The sequence below is a fragment of the Lysinibacillus sp. FW12 genome, assembly GCF_050817245.1.
Taxonomy (GTDB): domain Bacteria; phylum Bacillota; class Bacilli; order Bacillales_A; family Planococcaceae; genus Lysinibacillus; species Lysinibacillus irui.
In genome coordinates, this window is the sequence record NZ_CP139094.1 from 3,563,554 (window position 1) to 3,585,050 (window position 21,497).

The following is a 21,497-nucleotide window of genomic DNA, read 5'->3' on the forward strand; positions in this document are numbered from 1 at the left end:
TTTTCCTCCTAAGCTTTGACCGTATTTTTTAATTGAATTCTTGGAGCACCATCCCATGAAACATATTGAATTTCCGCTTCCATCCGATAGATTTGTTGAATCATCCGCTCTGTCATGACTTCATCTGGTGTACCCATATGAGCTCTTTTTCCATCCTTTACCACCACTATTTGATCACTGTAGCTAGAGGCTTGGTTTAAATCATGGAGTACCATCACAACGGTCATGCCCATGTCACGATTCAGCTCTCGCACTAATTCTAGCACTTCATGCTGATGCGCAATATCTAAGAATGTCGTGGGCTCATCTAATAATAAAACTTCGGGCCGTTGCGCTAAAGCCATGGCAATCCATGCGCGCTGTGCTTCTCCCCCAGACAAGGCAGCAATGGGCTTTTCTTTATAATGTGAAAGACCAGTTTTTTCTAATGCCCAATCAATAATGTTCTCATCCTCTGCATTGAGACGCTCAAACCACTTTTTATGTGGATAACGACCATAGGCCACTAAATTTTTGACAGATATATCAGTTGGGGCTTGATTTTGTTGACTAAGCATACACATTTTTCGAGCAATTTGTTTTGAGGATAATCGACGCATATTTTCCCCATCAAACAAAATAGTTCCTGTCTGGTACGGCTGCATCCTTGCAAGGGCCTTTAATATCGTTGATTTGCCAGAGCCATTCGGTCCAATGATGGATAGGATTTCGCCTTTTTTCACATCAAAAGAAAAGTCATGGACAACTTCCTTTTGTTCATAGCTGATAGATAACTGTTCAATCTTTAACATTAAAACGCCTTCTTTCTCATTAAGTATAAGAAGTAAGGTCCACCAATGACGGCCATTAAAATACCTGCTGGAATATCAAGAGGTGCAAATAATGTCCGCCCGCCAGTATCGGCAATCAATAAGACAATCGCCCCCAAGGCCATACTCATCGGCAACATATACTTATAATCTGAGCCAACGAGTAATCTAGCCATATGCGGTACGATTAATCCAACAAAACTAATCATACCAACTGCAGCGACTGAAATAGCTGCTAGAAAAACAGCTAAAATAGATAACATAATACGAATACGCGTTACACTTTCTCCTAAATTGGTCGCCACCTGATCACCTAAACGAATGATATTGGCTTTGCGAATCGCAAAAATGGATAGTACCCAACCTATGATGGCATACAAATAAATCATATGTAGTGATACATTCCCTTTTGCAGCGAGACTACCATTCATCCATTGCACAGCTGATGGCAAACGATCACTATAAAGAATCGATAAAAATCCAATGACTCCGCCGCATAAAGCGTTCACGGCTACCCCCGATAAAATAATAGTGATGGGTGTAATGCCTGTCCGTCTCCAAGCGAGAGCATAAACAATTGCAGCCGCAATCAATCCGCCCACAAATGCAGCTAAAGGAATGAAGTGTGTCAACTCTGGATTTGCTAAAAGGATGAGTAATACAAAGGCTGCTGCCCCGCTTGTTACCCCTGTTAATCCAGGATCTGCTAACGGATTGCCCATAACTGCCTGCAATAAGGCACCCGAAATGGCAATACTTGCACCAATAATTAAAGCCAATAACACTCGAGGTAATCGGATATCCCAAATTATTGTTGTATATACACCTTCCTGATCATGTCCATTGAGAAGGGTAGTTAAAATATTAGGAACGGAAATATGAACACTACCTAACCCGACCGCAATGATTGCCACTACTATCGTAACCACAAAGGTTGTAATTATAATCATGCGACTTCTTGTTGTATGAATCATACCTTTACCTCACGAACTTATTTATAGAAATAATCTGCAATTGTTGTCAGTGCTGTTTCTACATTCGTAATAGATGTTACACCGAATGTGCTGTAATCAAGTACATAGATTTTATTATTTTTATAGGCTGATAATTGTTGCCAAGCGCTATTTTTTTCAATTTCTTGTTTAAATTTATCTTCATTTGCCCCGTGGTCACCCGATGCTAACACAAAAACAATGTCTGGGTCAGCCACAATAATATCTTCAAGATTCATAGGTGAATAAGTTGAATCTGCTTTTAACACAGATTTCGCAATATTGTCTGCCCCTAATCGTTCCACTAAGCTTCCTAAATAGGATTTGTCGTTCATTACCATAAAGGAATCCGATATACCGATTACAAGCATTACGGAAGGTAATTCTTTGCCTTGTGCTTGAGCTTCTAACTCTTTTTCCTTTGCTACGATTCTTTGTAAAACGTCATTCATTTTTTCTTCTTTAGCAAAGTACGTACCTAGCACTTTAAAGCTCAATTTTAAGTCCTCATACGAATCTGTCGGTAAATAAGCTGTCGGCAAATTCATTCCTTGAAGTGCCTGATCGAGCGAGCTTTGTAGGGAGGAAGCTCCAATTATTAAATCCGATTGTAAGCTCGAGATGACCTCTAAGTCAGGTGACATAGGTGAGCCTATTTTTGTAATCGAATCAAAATCTGTTGGTATAGGATTGGTCGATGTTGGTACCCCTACAGGTGTAATTCCTAGGAGATGTAACATTTCTGTTAATGGAACCGAAGTGGTTACTATGTTTTCTGGTATGGTCGTTGGGAAGCTTGCTAATGCTTTTTGAAAGGCTTCTTCATCTACCCCATCCTGAATCTTGGCTTTTTGTACTTTAGCTGTATTAGCTGTTTCTTGTTGCTGTGTTTCTTCTTTCTTCACCTCTATGTCGATATTTTTATCTTCCTGCTCTACACAGCCAACTAGTGTTAATGAAATCACAAAGGTACTAGCGATAAGCCATTTTTTCACCTATATATCCTCCAATCAACTTTTTAATTGAAAATGATTTTCAATATCATTTATACTATCAAAGCTAATTGAGAATTACAACACCTAATTGATAAAGAGGAAAACACGAAAAAGGAGAACTTCGAAAATAATCAAAGTTCTCCTCTTACAATTAGTTAATTTTGTTGACTTTATTCACTAGGACCGATAATCGAAATAGCTGGTTCTGCTTTTAATATTTTAGCAATTAGACGATCTATCGACTCCATCGATACAGCATCTATCGAGGCAAGAACATCGTCTACAGTTCGATGCTTCCGATGGACAAGTTCACTCGTTCCATTGCGATTCATACGAGCACCCGTCCCCTCTAATCCAAGAACAAAGCTCCCTTTCAGTTGCTCTTTCGCATTATCAAGCTCCTCCTCCGTAACACCGCCTGCAACAATATCCAGTAACGTGGCATCAATCGTATGTTGGAGCTGTGCTAATTGTTGACGGCTTGTACTACCATAAATCGTAAAAGCACCAACATCTGCATAACAGGATTGATAAGAAAAAATAGAATAAGCTAACCCGCGTTCTTCACGTACCTCCTGAAACAGACGAGAACTCATATTGCCTCCAATAATATTGTTCAGAGCAATAAAGCTATACATATCTGGATCTTTTACACCGATTGCTGGATAAGAAATGGCTAGATGGGCTTGCTCTGTATCGCGTATTTTTGTAATCTCTCCCGGATAAAATGGAGGATTTGTTAGCACAGGCGCTACAGCATGTGGTGAAGGCTGATATAGTCCAAATAAATCTTCAATCTTTTGTAAAAGCTGCGGAGAAATATTTCCTGCAATAGAAATTACAACAGACTCTGGACCATAATGTTTGGCCATATATTGTCGAATTGTTTCTGCTGTAAATGTCTTTAACGTAGCTGCAGTACCAAGTATTGGACGACCAAGTGCGTCATTCGGATACATGACACTCCATAGCTTTTCATGTACATCATCATCAGGAGCATCTTCGCTCATTAATATTTCTTCTAACACCACTTGTCGTTCTTTTTCTAATTCTTCCTCTGCAAACGTAGAATTAAAAAACATATCAGCAAGTATTGTGACAGCGAGCTCGGCATGATGATCTAAAACTTTTGCATAGTAACATGTATTTTCTTTAGACGTGAAGGCATTTAGCTCTCCTCCAATTCGATCAAATTCTTCCGCAATTTGACGAGCTGAGCGAGTAGCTGTTCCTTTAAACAACATATGCTCAATAAAATGTGTAATACCATTCTCTTCAGGTAGTTCATAGCGGGAACCTGCATTCACAAAAATACCTAATGCAACTGATCGAACATGATCAATCTGCTCAGATACAATACGAACACCATTTTGACATGTATGTACTTGAACCAAAAAATCTCCCCCAATTCTTAATTTCTCTATTGTATAATTCCTAACATTCTTTTTGTTACTATCTAAAAAGGCTGCGCAATCATACGCAGCCCTTTGATCATTTTTATTTTTCTTGTTCAGCGCGTTCTTTTTCCTCTTGAATCACAACTTTACGAGATAAATTCACACGACCTTGCTTGTCGATTTCAATCACTTTAACAAGTAATTGATCACCAAGTTTTAAGACATCCTCTACTTGCTTCGTACGTTCCTCTTGAATTTCGGAAATGTGAAGTAAACCATCTTTCCCTGGGAAAATTTCACAAAATGCACCGAATTTTTCAATACGCTTCACTGTTGCTAAGTAGTATTCCCCTACTTTTGCTTCACGTACGATATCTTCAATTATTTGTTTTGCACGAGCATTCATTTCTTCATCAGCAGAAGAAATATAGATTGTACCATCTTGTTCCGTATCAATCTTAACGCCTGTCTCTTCAATAATTTTGTTAATTTGTTTACCACCAGGTCCAATTACATCGCGAATTTTATCTGGATTAATTTTCACAATAACAATTTTTGGTGCAAATTCAGATAACTTTTCACGTGGTTCTGAAAGTGTTGCTAGCATTGATTCTAGAATATGCATACGACCAACCTTAGCTTGTGTCAGTGCTTCTTCTAAAATATTGCGAGATAAACCATCGATTTTAATGTCCATTTGTAAAGCTGTTACACCTTTAGCTGTACCAGCAACTTTAAAGTCCATATCTCCTAGATGGTCTTCCATTCCTTGAATATCCGTTAAAATTGAATAGTGTTCACCTTTTTTAATAAGACCCATAGCAATACCTGCCACTGGTGCTTTTAATGGAACACCTGCATCCATCATCGCTAATGTTGATGCACAGATAGATGCTTGAGAAGTAGATCCGTTCGATTCAAGTACTTCTGATACACAACGAATTGTATATGGGAATTCTGATTCATCTGGAATAACTGCCTCTAACGCACGTTCACCTAACGCACCATGACCAATTTCACGACGGCCTGGTCCACGGATTGGGCCAGTTTCCCCTACAGAAAATTGTGGGAAGTTATAATGGTGCATAAAGCGTTTCGATTCTTCAACACCTAAACCGTCAATAATTTGTACATCACCTAGTGCGCCTAGTGTACAAATAGATAGTGCTTGTGTTTGTCCACGTGTAAACAGACCAGAACCATGTGTACGTTGTAATAAGCCTGTTTCAGAAGAAAGTGGTCGAATTTCATCTAGCTTACGACCATCTGGACGAATCTTATCTTCCGTAATTTGACGACGAACTTCATCTTTAACCATTTTATCTAAAATTGTATAAACTTGTTTCATTGTTTCATCATCGGCTTCTTGTTCTTCATAAGAAGCGATAATACGATCTTTTACAGCTTGAATCGCCTCATCACGTGCATGTTTCTCCGCAGTTTGAATAGCATCATGCATATCCGTCTCACAAGCTGCTTTTATGTCGGCTTGAATCGCCTCATCAATTTCAAATAGTGTCACAGGTAATTTTTCTTTACCTACTTCCGCCACAATTTGCTCTTGGAAAGCAATGATTTTTTTGATTTCTTCATGACCGAACATAATTGCTTCTAACATAATTTCTTCTGGAACTTCAAGTGCCCCTGCTTCAACCATGTTGATGGCATCTTTGTTCCCTGCAACAGATAAATGAATTGTCGAATGATTCGATTGTTCTACTGTCGGGTTTACGATGAATTCTCCATCAATATAACCTACTTGTACACCAGCTATTGGCCCATCAAATGGAATATCTGAAATAGCTAAAGCTAATGATGAACCAACCATTGCTGCCATCTCTGAAGTACAATCAGGATCGTTTGACATAACCATAGAAATGACTTGTACCTCGTTACGGAAACCATCTGGGAACATCGGACGAATTGGACGGTCGATTAAACGGCTTGCTAAAATCGCTTTTTCAGATGGACGTCCTTCACGTTTAATAAAGCCGCCAGGAATTTTACCTGCAGCATATAGACGCTCTTCATAGTTAACTGTTAGTGGGAAGAAATCAAGTGGTTTAGGTGATTTAGACATTGTTGCTGTAGCAAGTACAGAAGTATCGCCATAGCGTACTAGTACGGCTCCGTTTGCTTGTTTTGCTAACTGTCCGACTTCAATTACAAGTGGACGGCCAGCCCATTCGTAGGAATAGACTTTCTTTTCGTTCATTCAATGAACCCCTCTCTATTATAAAAACACTTACTTCGTCTGTATGTACTAATAGTAAGTGTACCAAAAATGCTTGTTCTATGCTAAATAATATTTCATGAAATAATCATACATTTAAATTCAGTTATTGCCAATTTATTTAAGATTTATTTCTATATTTAATTGAAAAAGCATTTTGGTATATGGATTTTTTTATATTGATTCCTTCTTGACGAAAAGTAATGTATGTAAATGGAAGTAACTGTTATCAAACATTATTTTTTCTAGTGCAAGTTTTAACAATAGCTTTATTATAACATGGTGCTTAACATACAACATCTTACTAGTATAAAGAAAGTTCCGTATGTAGTAAAGTTTAAGCAATGGCTTGAGTGAACAATGGAAATGCAAGCCCCGAAAAACTATCTTTTACTGGGCATGTCTGACTAATAGTCTCTCTTATAATTGAGAATAGTATTTTTATATTGATCAGTCATTGTTGTGTAATAAAAAGTTATGGCTCTCTAATGAACAAAACCTAGGATAACCACTGCTTAGAAACATAAAAAAACTGTAGACAAACATAGGTTTGTCTACAGTTTAATACAGGAATACTTCCGCCTTTAATTAGCGACGTAAGCCTAAACGGTTGATTAGTTCACGGTAACGTTGTACGTCAGTTTCACGAAGATATTTTAATAAGTGACGACGACGACCTACCATTTTAAGAAGACCACGCTCAGAGTGGAAATCTTTTTTGTGTGTACGTAAGTGAGCATTTAGAGCGTTGATTTCCTCTGTTAATACTGCAACTTGTACTTCTGGTGAACCAGTGTCACTTTCGTGAGTACGGTACTCAGCGATAATTTCGTTTTTGCGTTCTTTTGTAATAGCCATTTGTATGGACCTCCTAAATTATAATTAATCCCCATTAGCACAGTAAACGTTGGAGTCATCGAAATACCGAGCTAAGGTTAAGCATTTATGCACTTATGAATGTTACCATAAATCAGTTAGTCAAGCAAGCAAAACGTAGACCTGAAGGATGTGAAGACAATGATGAAGTTAGCCTTCCAAGTCGTTAAAGTAGCGAATTGCTTCTTGTTTATCTTTTTCGATTTGTGTCTTCAACGCCTCAATACCATCAAATTTTCGTTCGCTTCGAATCCGTTTATACCAAGCTACATGTACTTCCTCACCATAGATATTTTTATCAAAGTTTAAAATATGAACTTCAATTGATAATTGCTTATCATTCGGATCTTTGAAAGTTGGTTTGTAGCCCACATTGCAGACCCCATCATACCAGTTATTTTGCACTAGTAAACGGACAGCATAGACACCACTTGCTGGAATAAAGGTTCCTTCTAATGCTTGGACATTCGCTGTAGGGAATCCGATTGTACGACCTCGTTTATCACCATGTACAACTATCCCATTGATTTCAAATGGTCTCCCTAATAGCTTTGTTGCCTCTTCCATATCGCCCTCTTGTAATAGCTTACGAATACGGGTAGAGCTAATTTTCTCAATATCGTCTGTTTTCTTCTCAACAACTGTTACACCATACTCACCATTACTTAGTGCACGCATATCGTCCATTGTTCCTTTACCAAATGCTCCAAACGAATAATCAAAGCCAGCTGTCACATGTTGAATATTTAATCCACGAATAAATGTATCAATAAACGCTGCTGGTGAAAGCTTGGCAAAATCTGATGTGAAATGGACAACAAACACTTTATCCACACCCTGTTCCTCAAACAGTTGTAATTTCTGTTGTAAGAGTGTAATATAAAACACTTTTTCGTTCCGTCCACCAAGGACTAATGAAGGATGTGGATCGAATGTCATCACTGCAGTTGGAATTTGACGTTTGTCCCCCTCTTCCTTAGCTGCCTTGATCACTGCTTGATGCCCTCTATGTACACCATCGAAAAAACCAAGCGCTAGTGAATATGCCTGCATGCTTTCTCGTTGCTGTAATTGATGTGGGTATTTTAAATGAATGACCTCCATTGAAAAATCCTCCTACTCTATCGTCGGAAACATCTTGTGTGGCTTCATCAAACCATCCTTCGTAGGGTGAGCCTGATAAACCGCAACTGCCTTTCCATTGATTCCAAACACAATTTTATCATGACTCTTTAATAATGCATCTGCTGGAAGCACTTGTCCATTGAAAATTTCTTTTTCATTGGCGGCAGTAATCTCAATATATGGATAGTCTGCTAATGCATACTCGACAGGTAAAATACAGGTAGTTACTTGCTCTGCATCCATTAGCTCTGCAACTTGTGCTAATGTAAAACAGTTGTCACGTGTAAAGGTACCAGAGGCCGTTCTTACAAGCTCCTTCATATGTGCTGGATAGCCTAGCGCTTCACCAATTTGCACAGCTAATGTACGAATATAAGTCCCTTTACTACACGCGATTCGGACAGGAAATGTTATTTCTTGTCCCTTATATAGTTCTACCTCGTCAAGAAGCTCTAAATCATAAATGGTTACTTGACGAGTTGGTCTTTCAACCGTTTCGCCTTTTCGAGCATATTCATAGAGGCGCTTCCCATTTACTTTTACTGCTGAAAACATGGGTGGTGTTTGTTCAATAACACCTGTTAATGAAGCTAGAACCTCTAGTAATTGCTTACGAGAAAATGTTTTCACTGTCTGATCTTGTTCAACCGTTTCGCCTTCAGCATCTTCCGTTGTCGTTGTACGACCTATCGATATGATAGCTTCATAGGTCTTTCCTGCATCAGTTAAATATTCTGCAATTCGAGTTGCTTGACCAATACAAATTGGTAGCACACCTTCAACACCTGGATCCAGTGTACCTGTATGTCCAACTTTTTTTGTCCGCAAAATTTTGCGTAATTTAAAGACACAATCATGGCTTGTCATGCCTCTTTCTTTCCAAAGCGGTAAAATACCGTTCATATAGCTCCTCCCAATTGCCTTCATTCATTTCGCAGTGCATCCTCACTGCTATCATTTTTTACAGTATGAAGATAAAAAGTCTGCCTGCATAAACATGCATGTGGCAGACTTTTTCAACTTATTCTTTGTGTAAATCTCTTAGCAATGTATCAATACGGTTACCATATTCAATCGATGAATCAAATTCGAAGATTAATTCTGGTGTACGTCGTAAACGAATGCGTGACCCGATTTCAGAGCGAATAAAGCCCGAAGCTTTTACTAACGCTTTAAGCGTGTCCTCTCGTTCACGTTCATTGCCTAAAGATGTAATATAAATTGTCGCTTGCTGTAAATCACCTGTTACTTCAACACCTGTAACCGTAACAAAACCAACACGCGGATCTTTTATTTTACGACCAAGAATATCACCGAGCTCCTTTTTCATTTGCTCAGCAACACGGTTTGAACGTAGAGACATATTTGTCACCTCTATTTCGATGTACAGATAGTTGTGTGTACCATGCTTTCGTAAGCTTGGACAACTACCTATTACTACTTATAAATAATCTCGCCACACATTAAGCTGTTCCCATGACGGATTTGACTCTAAATAGTGGAGCGCGTGATTAATTTCGCGTTCAGCTGCTTCTTTAGACGAAGAAACAGCAACAAGTGCTAATTTCGTACGCTGCCATACATTTTGATGGTCAATTTCCGCAATAGATACATTAAATTTCTGCTTGGTGCGGGTAATCATACGCTGTAGGACAGCACGTTTTTCCTTTAACGAATGGGCAGTTTGAATAATGAATTCAACTTCTGCATACACGATCATTAGACGCGTTTAACTTCTTCCATAATATAGGCTTCAATAATATCGCCTTCTTTAATATCGTTGAAGTTTGTAATGGTAATACCACATTCGTATCCTTTTGCAACTTCTTTTACTTCATCCTTGAAGCGTTTAAGTGTATCTAGCTCACCTTCAAAAATAACTACGTTATCACGAATTACACGAACACCTGAATCACGTGTTACTTTTCCTTCAGTTACGTATGAACCAGCAATCGTACCAACTTTAGATACTTTAATTGTTTGACGAACTTCTGCTTGACCAATAATTTTCTCTTCGAACTCAGGATCAAGCATACCTTTCATTGCTTGTTCAATCTCTTCAATTACTTTATAAATAATACGGTGTAAACGGATATCTACGCCTTCTTCTTCAGCTGCACGCTTTGCGTTTGCATCTGGACGTACGTTGAATCCAATAACAATTGCATTTGAAGCCGCTGCCAAAGAAATATCTGATTCCGTAATAGCACCAGCACCTGTGTGAATGATTTTCACATTTACGCCTTCCACATCAATTTTCATTAATGAGGCAGCCATTGCTTCAACAGTACCTTGAACATCAGCCTTCACAATTAGGTTAAGCTCTTTCATTTCACCCTGACTCATTTGTTCAAATAAGTTATCAAGTGTTACACGTTGTTTTTCTGAACGTTGCGCTTGGATTGCTGACATCGCACGAGTTTCCCCAACTTGGCGTGCTGTTTTTTCATCTTCAAAAACAACGAAGCGGTCACCTGCTTGAGGTACATCATTTAAACCTGTAATTTCCACTGGTGTTGATGGTCCAGCTTCTTTTACACGACGACCTTTGTCATTCACCATCGCACGAACTCGGCCATACGTATGACCAACAACGATTGGGTCACCTACTTTTAACGTTCCATCTTGTACTAAAAGTGTAGCAACAGAACCGCGTCCTTTATCAAGCTGCGCCTCAATAACCGTACCAAGCGCTAAACGATCTGAATTTGCTTTAAGTTCGCCAACTTCCGCAACAAGTAAAATCATTTCTAGTAATGTATCAATGCCTTCACCTTTTAATGCTGAAATTGGTACGAAAATTGTATCGCCACCCCATGCTTCAGGAACTAGGCCGTGCTCTGTTAATTCTTGCATTACACGATCTGGATTTGCTGATGGTTTATCCATTTTATTCACAGCAACGATAATTGGTACTTCAGCTGCTTTAGCATGATTAATCGCTTCTACTGTTTGTGGCATAACACCATCGTCAGCAGCAACTACTAAAATTGTTAAATCTGTAACTTTCGCTCCACGTGCTCGCATTGTAGTGAAAGCAGCATGCCCTGGTGTATCAAGGAATGTAATTTTCTTGTCGCCTTCTGTCACTTGGTATGCACCAATATGTTGTGTAATACCACCAGCTTCTCCAGCTGTCACTTTCGTGTGGCGGATAGAATCTAATAATGTTGTTTTACCATGGTCAACGTGTCCCATAATTGTTACTACTGGCGGACGTTCTGATAGATCTGCCTCGTTTACTTCTTCAGTTTGCTCGAAGTGAGTTTCTAAATCCGTAATATCTACACGGATTTCTTCTTCAACTTCTACACCATAGTCTGCGCAAATTAATTCAATTGCATCCTTATCTAATTCTTGGTTAATTGTTGCCATTACACCAAGCATAAATAGTTTTTTAATGATTTCCGATGGCTCACGGTGTAATTTTTTTGCTAATTCTGCAACTGATAATGATTCAACAAAAGTAATTTTTTCTGGAAGTTCCTTTTGTTTTACTGGTATTGATGGTTGATGCGTTTTTGGATGGCGACGTTTGCCTCCATGAATCCCTGGTTTTGGACGTTGGTTATAACCACCGCCACCTCTACGATTATTATTGTTATTATTATTATTTTGTGTCATATTTCTATTTTGATTACCTTTTGTATTCTTAGATTTTTCGTTAGACGAATTTGAGTTTTGCTGTGCGTGTTGCTGATTGTTTGCTTTAGGTTTAGAAGTAGCAGATTGCTGCCTTTGTCCCTCTTGCTTCTTCACCGAATGCTGTGGTTTTTGCTGGCCATTCGATTGAGGTCTTTGTGCCATGTTTTGAGTTGATTGTTTTGCTACATTTTTCTCAGGTGTTGCTTTAAATGATTGGTTTAACTTAGCCACAATATCTTTCTCCAACATAGACATGTGGTTTGTTACACTCACATTTAATTTACTTAGTGCTTCAATAACCTCTTTACTCGTTTTATTCACTTGCTTTGCATATTCATGAACTCTGATTTTGGTCATCTGCTCACCCCCGATTAGTTTTCGTTGAGTAGACTAGACAATTTACTTGCAAAACCTTTATCGGTAATAGCTAAAGCCACTCGGGCCTCCTTACCTGTAGCATGTCCTAGATCATAACGATCTCCAATTACATGATACTCAACGTTGTAGTACGTGCACTTATCTTGAATTTTCTTGCTAGAGTTTTTAGAAGCATCGTTTGCAAGCAGTACTAACTTAGCATTGCCATTGCGGACTTCCTTTACTACTAACTCTTCTCCTGAAATCACTTTACGTGCTCTTGCCGCAATCCCAAGCAAATTAAATATTGCTTGATTCATCATAAAATTGACTCCCTACGAATCAGCAAAATCAGTTCTTCGTATATTTCTTCAGGAATTTTCACATCAAGTTGGTGCCCTAATACATTTTTCTTACGTGCGATGTCAACTGCCTTCTCTGATTTCGAGACATACGCACCACGTCCTGGTTTTTTTCCAGAGACATCTACACTTACTTCGCCCTCTTTGGAGCGAACAACACGTATCATCTCTTTCTTCGGTAGCATTTCTCCAGTTGCTACACATTTACGAAGAGGTACTTTTTTGTTTACAGCCATAAGAATCACCATTCCTCTCTGAAGCTTGTCGTAAGAGGTGGACAAGTCATGCTCTACTTGACGCTCTGACAGTATTCAGTCGGCGTAGGGGGCCCACTGAATACTGTCAGCTGACTTGTCACACGGGCTTTCTTACTTATTCTTCGTCGTCTTGATATAAGTCTACTGCCACATCATCAAAATCACTTTCTTCATCGTCAGCAGGGATGAAAGTGCTTGTAGCAGAAGGATAAATACCTAGCTCACGAGCATCTGTCTCACTCTTAATATCAATTTTCCAACCAGTAAGCTTCGCAGCTAAACGTGCATTTTGCCCACGTTTACCAATCGCAAGTGATAATTGATAGTCTGGAACAACAACTGTTGTCGATTTTTCTTCCTCATTCACTTGAACGTCTAATACCTTTGATGGGCTTAAAGCATTCGCAACGAATACTACTGGATCTTCAGACCATTCTACGATATCAATTTTTTCACCATTTAGTTCATTGACAATTGTTTGTACACGAGCGCCTTTTGCCCCAACACATGAACCTACTGGGTCAACTTCTTCATTATGGGCATAGACAGAAATTTTAGAGCGATCTCCCGCTTCTCGAGCGATTGATTTAATCTCAACAATGCCTTCATAAATTTCAGGTACTTCCATCTCAAATAATCGGCGTAATAAACCTGGATGTGTACGTGACACAATCACTTGTGGACCACGTGTTGTACGTTCAACTTTTGTGATATACACTTTAATACGATCATGAGGATGGTAAGATTCACCTTGGATTTGTTCGTTAATTGGCAGAGCTGCTTCTACTTTACCTAAACCTACATAGATATTTCGAGCATCTAAACGTTCAACAACACCTGTTACGATATCATCTTCACGGTCCACATATTGTTCATAAATTAAACCGCGTTCCGCCTCACGTACACGTTGTGTCACCACTTGTTTAGCCGTCTGAGCAGCAATGCGTCCAAAATTACGTGGCGTTACTTCCTGCTCCACGATATCCTCTAGCTGGTAAGCTGGATTAATTGCTTTTGCATCTTCTAAAGCAATTTGCAAACGATCATCCTCTACCTCTTCCACAACATCTTTACGTGAAAATACGCGAATAGAGCCCTTATCTAAATTTAAGTCCACACGAACATTTTGTGCTTGGTTAAAGTTGCGTTTGTAAGCTGTAACTAATGCCGCTTCAATGGCTTCAATTAACACATCTCTTGAAATTCCTTTTTGTTCTTCTAGCGCATTCAGCGCATCTAACAAATCACTACTCATTTTATTTTCACTCCTAAATATGCATTATGCTGAAAAATCGATGGCAAGTCGTGCCAATGCGATTTTTTCTTGTTCAATTGTTACTGTTATTTTACGCGTTTTAATACGCACTTCCATCACTAATGTATGTTCATCGTATGACGTTAAGTAGCCTTGGAATTCCTTCATGTCCTTGATGGGCTCATAGGTTTTTACATAAATAAATTTGCCAATTGCTTTTTGAAAATCAGTATCTTTTTTTAATGGACGCTCTGCTCCAGGTGAAGAAACTTCTAAATAATAGTTTTGTGTAATTGGATCTTTTTCATCCAATAGCAAACTTAGTCGTTCACTAACTTGAGCACATTGGTCAATGTCAATTCCACCCTCAGGCGTATCAACGTAGACACGTAAAAACCAGTTACGTCCTTCTTTGACGAACTCAATATCCACTAGCTCAAGATTTAACTCATCCACAATTGGTTTAGCGAGCTCTTCAATTAAAGATGGTACTTTGCTCATTGTTTCCTCCTGTATCTATCAAATTCTAGCGTATGAACTGTTCATCACTGCCATTGATTCAGTAATGAACCTAAATAAAACAGAAATTCCACCAGTTGCTTTGGTGAAATTTTACGGTCTTACCTGCTGTTAGTCAAAATTTGTTTTGCTACGGTATAACAACAGAAAAGAGCGGGAAGGACCCACTCTTTTGCTGGAAAAATATCAACAAATTATTACCATAAGGATAGCACAGTTCTCGACACAATGCAAATTTCCTTCATTGAAGATAACCATATTGTGTCAGGAATTTGAAAATCTCTGTAACGTAACCTGACAAATTAAATTCCATACTAAAATAGTGATAACTGATTGGCATCAGGCATGCCTTCTAGACAACCAAGTTGATCCATGTATTCAATAAGTGTTTTCGATACACGACCACGTTGCTGTAAATCTTCCTTCGATAAAAACTCTCCCTCTTCACGGGCAGCTACAATCGTTTTGGCAACGTTGGTTCCAAGCCCTGGAATTGCATCAAATGGCGGAATAAGCGAATTCCCATCTATGACAAATTCACTTGCCTGTGAACGGTATAAGTCAACTTTTTGGAAGCTCATGCCTCGTTCGCACATTTCTAGTGCAAGCTCCAGCACCGTTAATAAGTTTTTCTCTTTTGTTGATGCATCTAAGCCCTTCATATTGATTTCATCGATACGTGCACGAATCATTTGTGAACCCTGAACCATTGCAATTAAATCAAAGTCATCTGCACGGACAGTGAAATACGCTGCATAATACAGGATTGGGAAATGTACCTTAAACCATGCTATACGTACAGCCATTAAAACGTAAGCTGCCGCATGGGCTTTCGGGAACATGTATTTGATCTTTTTACATGATTCGATATACCAGCCAGGTACTTTATTAGCAAGCATCTCGGCTTCAAATTCCTCCGATAAACCTTTCCCTTTACGTACAGACTCCATGATTTTAAATGCTAGCGATGGTTCTAAACCTTGGTAAATTAAATACACCATAATATCGTCACGACAACCAATTACTTCCTTTAGCACACATGTGCCATTTTGAATTAGTTCCTGTGCATTGCCGAGCCATACGTCTGTTCCATGGGATAGTCCAGAAATTTGCACAAGCTCCGAGAATGTTGAGGGCTTTGTATCCTCTAGCATTTGACGCACGAAGCGGGTACCAAACTCTGGAATACCTAAAGTTCCGGTTTTACAGCCAATTTGTTTTTCTGTTACCCCTAAAGTTTCTGGAGAACTAAAAATTTTCATTACGACAGGATCATCGGTTGGAATTGTTTTTGGATCAATTCCTGATAAATCCTGGAGCATCCTAATAACAGTCGGATCATCGTGTCCTAGTATATCCAGCTTTAAAATATTGTCATGGATAGAGTGGAAATCAAAATGAGTTGTCCGCCATTCCGAATCCTGTGCATCCGCTGGGTACTGTACAGGAGAGAAATCATATATATCCATATAATCAGGTACTACAATTATCCCTCCAGGGTGTTGTCCCGTTGTACGTTTTACACCTGTACAGCCTTGAACTAAACGATCTACTTCTGCTCCTCGGAAATGTAGATTATGATCACTCGCATAACCTTTTACATAGCCATATGCAGTTTTTTCCGCAACGGTACCAATAGTTCCAGCACGGTACACGTAATCCTCTCCAAATAGCACCTTTGTATAGTTATGAGCTTGTGGCTGATATTCACCTGAAAAGTTCAAATCGATATCTGGTACCTTATCCCCTTTAAAGCCAAGGAAGGTTTCAAATGGAATATCTTGGCCATCTTTTTTATATGGCGTGCCACATTCTGTACAGTCCTTATTTGGCAAGTCGAAGCCAGAGCTAACCGAACCATCATCAAAAAACTCGGAATGCTTACAATTGGGACAAACATAATGAGGAGGTAGTGGGTTTACCTCTGTTATTTCCATAAAGGTTGCAACTAATGAGGAACCAACCGAACCACGTGAACCTACTAAATAGCCATCAGCTAATGATTTTTTCACTAGCTTGGCCGAAATTAAGTAAATTACGCCAAACCCGTGACCTAAAATTGATTTTAATTCCTTTTCAATTCGAGCCTTTACAATTTCAGGTAACTCTTCACCATAAATACGATGAGCCATTTCATAGGTTAAATTCGTTACTTCATCATCTGAGCCTTCAATTTTTGGTGTATAAAGGTCATCTTTAATCGGTTTAACATCCCCAATGCTTGCAGCAATTTTTTGAGCATTTGTCACCACGACTTCTTTTGCAAGGTCAGGTCCTAAAAAGTCAAATTCCTTCAGCATTTCATCTGTTGTTCTAAAATGAACTTCTGGTAGCTTGGAACGATTTAAAATATTCGCCCCACCTTGAGACCCTATAAGTATTTGTCTAAACATAGCATCTGTCGGATCTAAATAATGGACGTTACCAGTGGCCACAACAGGTTTATCTAGCTTCTTCCCTAATTTCACAAGCTTACGGATAATATCCTCTAATGTCCATTCATCACGCACGACATTGCGTTCAATTAAAGGAGCATAGACCGCCTTCGGTTGTACCTCAATATAGTCATAGAAACGAGCGACTTGCTCTGCTTCCTCAGGTGATTTATTCATCATTGTTTCGAATAATTCGCCGTTATTACATCCTGAACCGACCAACAAACCTTCTCTATATTGCTCGAGGACAGCTCGTGTCACACGAGGAACACGATAGAATGTTTTGGTATGGGAGTGTGAGACCAGTTTAAATAAATTTTTTAAACCTGCATTGTCGACTGCTAAAATTGTACAATGCATTGGTCGCCCCTTTTTATAGGCGTCACCCCCACCTATGTGCTTATTAAAGTCATCATGGTATTTGATGGCTAATTCATCTGCATCTTTTAAAAGTTGCAGCAGTAGATATCCAGTCGCCTCAGTATCATAAATCGCTCGGTGATGTTGTGTTAATTCAATATTGAATTTTTTACACAATGTATTTAAGCGATGGTTTTTCATCGTAGGATAAAGTAATCTGGCAAGCTCTAACGTATCAATTACTGGATGTACCGTTTCTTCAAGACCAAATTTTTTATAGCCAGTATACAAGAAACCAATATCAAATGATGCGTTATGAGCGACGACAATCGCATCACCAATAAATGCATGAAACTCCTTAATAACCTGCTCTACTTCTGGTGCGTTTCGAACCATATCATCTGTAATCCCTGTTAATTCAATTGTAGTAGCTGAAAGTGGATGATGAGGGTTCGCAAAGCTTTCGTATTTATCGATGACTTGGCCATCTTTAATTTTTACTGCGGCAAGTTCAATAATTGTATCGTAAGCTGTAGATAATCCTGTCGTTTCCACGTCAAAGACAACATACGTTGCATCTGCTAATAAACGATGCTCTGGAGCATAGGCAATCGGAACCCCGTCATCAACTAAATTAGCCTCTAGACCATAAATTATTTTAATCCCATGTTTTTTCCCTGCTGCATATGCTTCTGGGAAAGATTGTACAACCGCATGATCTGTAATAGCTATAGCTGGGTGACCCCACTTTGCAGCCTGTGCTACTAGTCGATCAACAGGCGTAACAGCGTCCATTTGACTCATTGGTGTATGCAAATGCAATTCAACACGTTTTTCACCCTCAGGTGCGAGATCCTGTCGTGTTTCTTTTTTGATTTCATTAATGTCGTTGGCCATGACAATTAAATCACGGATGAACGTATCTGTTTGTACGGAGCCTCGAACTTTTACCCACATACCCTTTTTCAAATGCTGCATCAATTCTGCATCATCATTATCTCGAGAGAACATTTTGACTACGATAGAATCTGTATAGTCGGTAATTTTAATTTGTAATAAGGAACGCCCACTTTTCAGTTCTCTAATTTCGGTATCAAAGACAAAACCTTCTATAATGACACGACGCTCTTCTTCGACAATTCGTTTAATTTCCATCGTTTCATCATCTTTAATATGCATCCCAAGTTGGAATGGACGATCTCCTAGGCTCGCTGCTGCTGGATTGTCCTTTTTCTCCTGCTCTCGTTTTTGGAAATCTTGCATTGCTTGCTGAGCCAATGCCGCTTCCTCTATACGCTTCTGCTCCATAAATGCTTCCTGAGCAGCAATCATTTCCTCGGTTTCTTCCTGTAGTACAAAATCTATTGCCATATGCGGGAAACCAAACTGACTATAGCTTTCTGCCAGTTTGTCTGCATACTTTGTTTTTAACATCATATATTCCATTTCCTGCATACAGGATAACGTTATTTTTTGACCATTCCACATTGGCATTTGGGAAATAAGACAGCTTTTTAGTGTTGGCGCCATCTCATCAATTTGCTCAACAACACTTAACCAGTAAGCCTGCACAAGTTCCTCTGTTACACTTTTTTCTAGCGTCTCAAACGTTGTATATATTTGCGCTATTGCTGCAAATTTCTCTGTTAAATGAGTGCGGAAAAGCTGGTAAAGTGGAAACGGAAGAATATCTCTTAATCTAATAGTAAAATGCCACAGTCTGTCCTTTTTATGGACAGTAAGACGTGATAATTCACCTTCTTCAAAAAATGACATGTATACATCATCTGTTAACTCAAGTTGCTGCAAGAGCATTCGAAATCTCATTCTTGCCTCTTGTTGCTGTTCCAATCTATCGACACCTACTTTCAGAAAGAGGCAGTCCATAAAGCCTCATCTTCTATTTCGCCTTAACACATGACGAGAATTCAAGAAAAAAATTCGCTCCCTCACTGCGGGCGCTCTTCAAGCTTAACAGAGTTTGTACCATCTGTTCTATTTTGCTTGGCTCACTGTCCCGCAGAAGTGTCGCGAATTTATTTATATCTATCTTATCAAAATTATACGAAAGCCTCTATCAAAAGCATTGACTTCCAATTATAACCGCCCAGTAATAAACCATTAATTTTTACGGAAAAATTCGTTTAAGTGATCAATTACTTCTTCTTTTTTCCATTCAAACGTTTCACCTGTTTGACGGAATTTCACTTCTACAATACCTTCAGTTGCTTTTTTACCAACTGTTACACGAACAGGTAAACCAATTAAATCAGCATCAGCAAATTTTACACCCGCACGCTCAGCACGATCATCTAAAAGAACATCATAACGATATGATTTTAATAAGCCGTATAGCTCATCTGCTAAAGCAACCTGTGCCTCATCTTTCGTATTAACAGGAACAACATGAATATCGTATGGTGCTAATTGTGCTGGCCATGTAAAGCCATTTTCATCTTGGAAGTGCTCAGCTACAGCAGCTAAAATACGAGAAACACCAATACCATAGCAACCCATAATAAATGGTTGGGCCTTCCCTTGCTCGTCTAAGAAAGTACCATTCATTTTAGCAGAGTATGTAGTACCTAATTTGAAAATATGACCAACTTCAATACCTTCCGCAAATTTGATAATACCTTGTCCGTCTGGAGAAGGGTCTCCCTCTTGAATAAAGCGAATATCTAAGTAATCATTCACAGCAAAATCGCGCTCTGGGTTGACATTTACTAAATGGAATCCATCCTCATTTGCACCTGCAATACCATTACGAATTGATTTAATCGCATGATCTGCAACTACTTTTACATCGACAGGTAATTTCACAGGTCCAATTGAACCCACGCCACAGCCTAATAAGTCACGAATTGCTGCTTCACTTGCTAGTTCCACAGAGCCTGCTTCAAGTGCATTTTTCAATTTAATATCATTGATTTCATGATCCCCACGCGCTAGGACCACAACAAGCTCTCCATCCACGTCAAAAACTAAAGATTTAATGACATTGGCAGGCTCTACTTTTAAGAATGCTGATACTTCTTCAATTGTTTTTTGATCTGGGGTAGCTACTTTTTCAACTTCTTTTAAAGCCTCATCAGAAGGTTGATAGTTGACAATTACTTCAGCCATTTCGATATTAGCCGCATAATCAGATGAATCTGAATAGGCAATCGTATCTTCTCCAATTTCAGAAAGCACCATAAATTCATGTGTGCCTTTCCCACCGATAGATCCCGCATCTGCAATAACAGCACGGTAGTTTAAGCCTAAACGAGAGAAAATATTAGAATATGCACGATACATATCTTCATACGTTTCATCTAAGCTTTCTCGTGATGCATGGAAAGAATAAGCATCTTTCATAATAAACTCTCTTCCTCGTAGTAAGCCAAAGCGAGGACGTTTTTCATCACGGAACTTTGTTTGAATTTGATACAATGTTAACGGTAATTTTTTATAGGATTTAATTTCATCACGCACTAAAGTGGTAATCACTTCTTCATGTGTTGGTCCTAAGGCGAAATCACGATCATGACGATCTTTTAAGCGCATTAATTCTGGACCGTACTTTTCCCAGCGACCTGACTCCTGCCAAAGCTCTGCAGATTGTAGTGATGGCATTAAAAGCTCAATTGAATTGATCGCTTCCATTTCTTCACGAATAATTGTTTCAATTTTTGTTAAGACACGTTTTGCAAGCGGTAAATACGAGTATACCCCACTTGTATTTTGACGAATAAACCCTGCACGTAGTAATTGCTTATGTGACTTTACCTCAGCATCAGCAGGTACTTCACGTAACGTTGGGATAAATGTTTTACTTTGCTTCATTCAGTGTTCCACCTTTTTCAATAGATAAGTTTATACTCTCAATAGCATAAAC

Annotated in this window: 17 protein-coding genes; all 17 read right to left on the reverse strand. The window is 38.9% G+C overall.

What is annotated here, in order from left to right; all coding sequences use genetic code 11:
• Window positions 1-8 precede the first annotated feature (8 nt).
• The 17 genes from SJW71_RS18485 to SJW71_RS18565 all read right to left on the reverse strand — a co-directional run bounded on the left by SJW71_RS18485 (window position 9) and on the right by SJW71_RS18565 (window position 21,445).
• Window positions 9-791 carry an ABC transporter ATP-binding protein gene (locus SJW71_RS18485; protein ID WP_312505212.1) on the reverse strand — a complete coding sequence of 261 codons (783 nt, stop codon included), beginning with the start codon at window positions 789-791 and terminating at the stop codon, window positions 9-11.
• Complete coding sequence (locus SJW71_RS18490; RefSeq protein WP_341385729.1) at window positions 791-1,783, reverse strand: FecCD family ABC transporter permease; 993 nt, start codon at window positions 1,781-1,783, stop codon at window positions 791-793. Before SJW71_RS18490 ends, SJW71_RS18485 begins: the two co-directional genes overlap by 1 nt.
• 17 nt (window positions 1,784-1,800) lie before the next feature.
• A complete protein-coding gene (locus SJW71_RS18495; protein ID WP_431811330.1) occupies window positions 1,801-2,796 on the reverse strand; it encodes an ABC transporter substrate-binding protein in 996 nt (331 codons plus the stop codon).
• A gap of 170 nt (window positions 2,797-2,966) precedes the next feature.
• Window positions 2,967-4,190 (reverse strand): M16 family metallopeptidase, encoded by a 1,224-nt coding sequence (locus tag SJW71_RS18500; protein WP_341385727.1) that lies wholly within the window; start codon window positions 4,188-4,190, stop codon window positions 2,967-2,969.
• 103 nt (window positions 4,191-4,293) lie between these two features.
• Window positions 4,294-6,408 carry a polyribonucleotide nucleotidyltransferase gene (gene pnp, locus SJW71_RS18505; protein WP_274796015.1) on the reverse strand — a complete coding sequence of 705 codons (2,115 nt, stop codon included), beginning with the start codon at window positions 6,406-6,408 and terminating at the stop codon, window positions 4,294-4,296.
• A 606-nt stretch (window positions 6,409-7,014) separates the two neighbouring features.
• The gene (gene rpsO / locus SJW71_RS18510; RefSeq protein WP_036121378.1) at window positions 7,015-7,284 is read right to left on the reverse strand and encodes a 30S ribosomal protein S15; all 270 of its coding nucleotides are present in this window, start codon (window positions 7,282-7,284) and stop codon (window positions 7,015-7,017) included.
• A 168-nt stretch (window positions 7,285-7,452) separates the two neighbouring features.
• The gene (gene ribF / locus SJW71_RS18515) at window positions 7,453-8,406 is read right to left on the reverse strand and encodes a riboflavin biosynthesis protein RibF (RefSeq protein ID WP_322605959.1); all 954 of its coding nucleotides are present in this window, start codon (window positions 8,404-8,406) and stop codon (window positions 7,453-7,455) included.
• Between the two features lie 12 nt (window positions 8,407-8,418).
• A complete protein-coding gene (truB, locus tag SJW71_RS18520; RefSeq protein ID WP_431811331.1) occupies window positions 8,419-9,330 on the reverse strand; it encodes a tRNA pseudouridine(55) synthase TruB in 912 nt (303 codons plus the stop codon).
• A gap of 118 nt (window positions 9,331-9,448) precedes the next feature.
• Window positions 9,449-9,790: a 30S ribosome-binding factor RbfA gene (gene rbfA, locus SJW71_RS18525; RefSeq protein ID WP_274796009.1), complete on the reverse strand. Its 342-nt coding sequence runs from the start codon at window positions 9,788-9,790 to the stop codon at window positions 9,449-9,451.
• Between the two features lie 78 nt (window positions 9,791-9,868).
• Entirely contained in the window at window positions 9,869-10,147 is a 279-nt protein-coding gene (locus SJW71_RS18530; protein WP_008178987.1) for a DUF503 domain-containing protein, read from the reverse strand.
• Window positions 10,147-12,429: a translation initiation factor IF-2 gene (gene infB / locus SJW71_RS18535; RefSeq protein WP_274796008.1), complete on the reverse strand. Its 2,283-nt coding sequence runs from the start codon at window positions 12,427-12,429 to the stop codon at window positions 10,147-10,149. Before infB ends, SJW71_RS18530 begins: the two co-directional genes overlap by 1 nt.
• A 14-nt stretch (window positions 12,430-12,443) precedes the next feature.
• On the reverse strand, window positions 12,444-12,752 hold the full coding sequence (locus SJW71_RS18540; protein ID WP_016994544.1) for a YlxQ family RNA-binding protein: 309 nt from the start codon (window positions 12,750-12,752) through the stop codon (window positions 12,444-12,446).
• The gene (rnpM, locus tag SJW71_RS18545; RefSeq protein ID WP_274796007.1) at window positions 12,749-13,027 is read right to left on the reverse strand and encodes an RNase P modulator RnpM; all 279 of its coding nucleotides are present in this window, start codon (window positions 13,025-13,027) and stop codon (window positions 12,749-12,751) included. Before rnpM ends, SJW71_RS18540 begins: the two co-directional genes overlap by 4 nt.
• 136 nt (window positions 13,028-13,163) lie before the next feature.
• The gene (nusA, locus tag SJW71_RS18550) at window positions 13,164-14,303 is read right to left on the reverse strand and encodes a transcription termination factor NusA (RefSeq protein ID WP_274796006.1); all 1,140 of its coding nucleotides are present in this window, start codon (window positions 14,301-14,303) and stop codon (window positions 13,164-13,166) included.
• Window positions 14,304-14,327: 24 nt separating this feature from the next.
• Entirely contained in the window at window positions 14,328-14,804 is a 477-nt protein-coding gene (gene rimP, locus SJW71_RS18555; RefSeq protein WP_274796005.1) for a ribosome maturation factor RimP, read from the reverse strand.
• A 332-nt stretch (window positions 14,805-15,136) separates the two neighbouring features.
• The gene (locus SJW71_RS18560) at window positions 15,137-19,468 is read right to left on the reverse strand and encodes a PolC-type DNA polymerase III (RefSeq protein WP_274796004.1); all 4,332 of its coding nucleotides are present in this window, start codon (window positions 19,466-19,468) and stop codon (window positions 15,137-15,139) included.
• A gap of 270 nt (window positions 19,469-19,738) precedes the next feature.
• Complete coding sequence (locus tag SJW71_RS18565) at window positions 19,739-21,445, reverse strand: proline--tRNA ligase (RefSeq protein ID WP_274796003.1); 1,707 nt, start codon at window positions 21,443-21,445, stop codon at window positions 19,739-19,741.
• Window positions 21,446-21,497: the final 52 nt, after the last annotated feature.

Coding starts and splice junctions, on each gene's coding strand:
- SJW71_RS18490 (WP_341385729.1), bottom strand. CDS start 1,783: ATGATTCATACAACAAGAAGTCGCATGATTATAATTACAACCTTTGTG.
- SJW71_RS18540 (WP_016994544.1), bottom strand. CDS start 12,752: ATGATGAATCAAGCAATATTTAATTTGCTTGGGATTGCGGCAAGAGCA.
- SJW71_RS18485 (WP_312505212.1), bottom strand. CDS start 791: ATGTTAAAGATTGAACAGTTATCTATCAGCTATGAACAAAAGGAAGTT.
- SJW71_RS18565 (WP_274796003.1), bottom strand. CDS start 21,445: ATGAAGCAAAGTAAAACATTTATCCCAACGTTACGTGAAGTACCTGCT.
- rbfA (WP_274796009.1), bottom strand. CDS start 9,790: ATGTCTCTACGTTCAAACCGTGTTGCTGAGCAAATGAAAAAGGAGCTC.
- truB (WP_431811331.1), bottom strand. CDS start 9,330: ATGAACGGTATTTTACCGCTTTGGAAAGAAAGAGGCATGACAAGCCAT.
- SJW71_RS18530 (WP_008178987.1), bottom strand. CDS start 10,147: ATGATCGTGTATGCAGAAGTTGAATTCATTATTCAAACTGCCCATTCG.
- rnpM (WP_274796007.1), bottom strand. CDS start 13,027: ATGGCTGTAAACAAAAAAGTACCTCTTCGTAAATGTGTAGCAACTGGA.
- rimP (WP_274796005.1), bottom strand. CDS start 14,804: ATGAGCAAAGTACCATCTTTAATTGAAGAGCTCGCTAAACCAATTGTG.
- ribF (WP_322605959.1), bottom strand. CDS start 8,406: ATGGAGGTCATTCATTTAAAATACCCACATCAATTACAGCAACGAGAA.
- nusA (WP_274796006.1), bottom strand. CDS start 14,303: ATGAGTAGTGATTTGTTAGATGCGCTGAATGCGCTAGAAGAACAAAAA.
- pnp (WP_274796015.1), bottom strand. CDS start 6,408: ATGAACGAAAAGAAAGTCTATTCCTACGAATGGGCTGGCCGTCCACTT.
- rpsO (WP_036121378.1), bottom strand. CDS start 7,284: ATGGCTATTACAAAAGAACGCAAAAACGAAATTATCGCTGAGTACCGT.
- infB (WP_274796008.1), bottom strand. CDS start 12,429: ATGACCAAAATCAGAGTTCATGAATATGCAAAGCAAGTGAATAAAACG.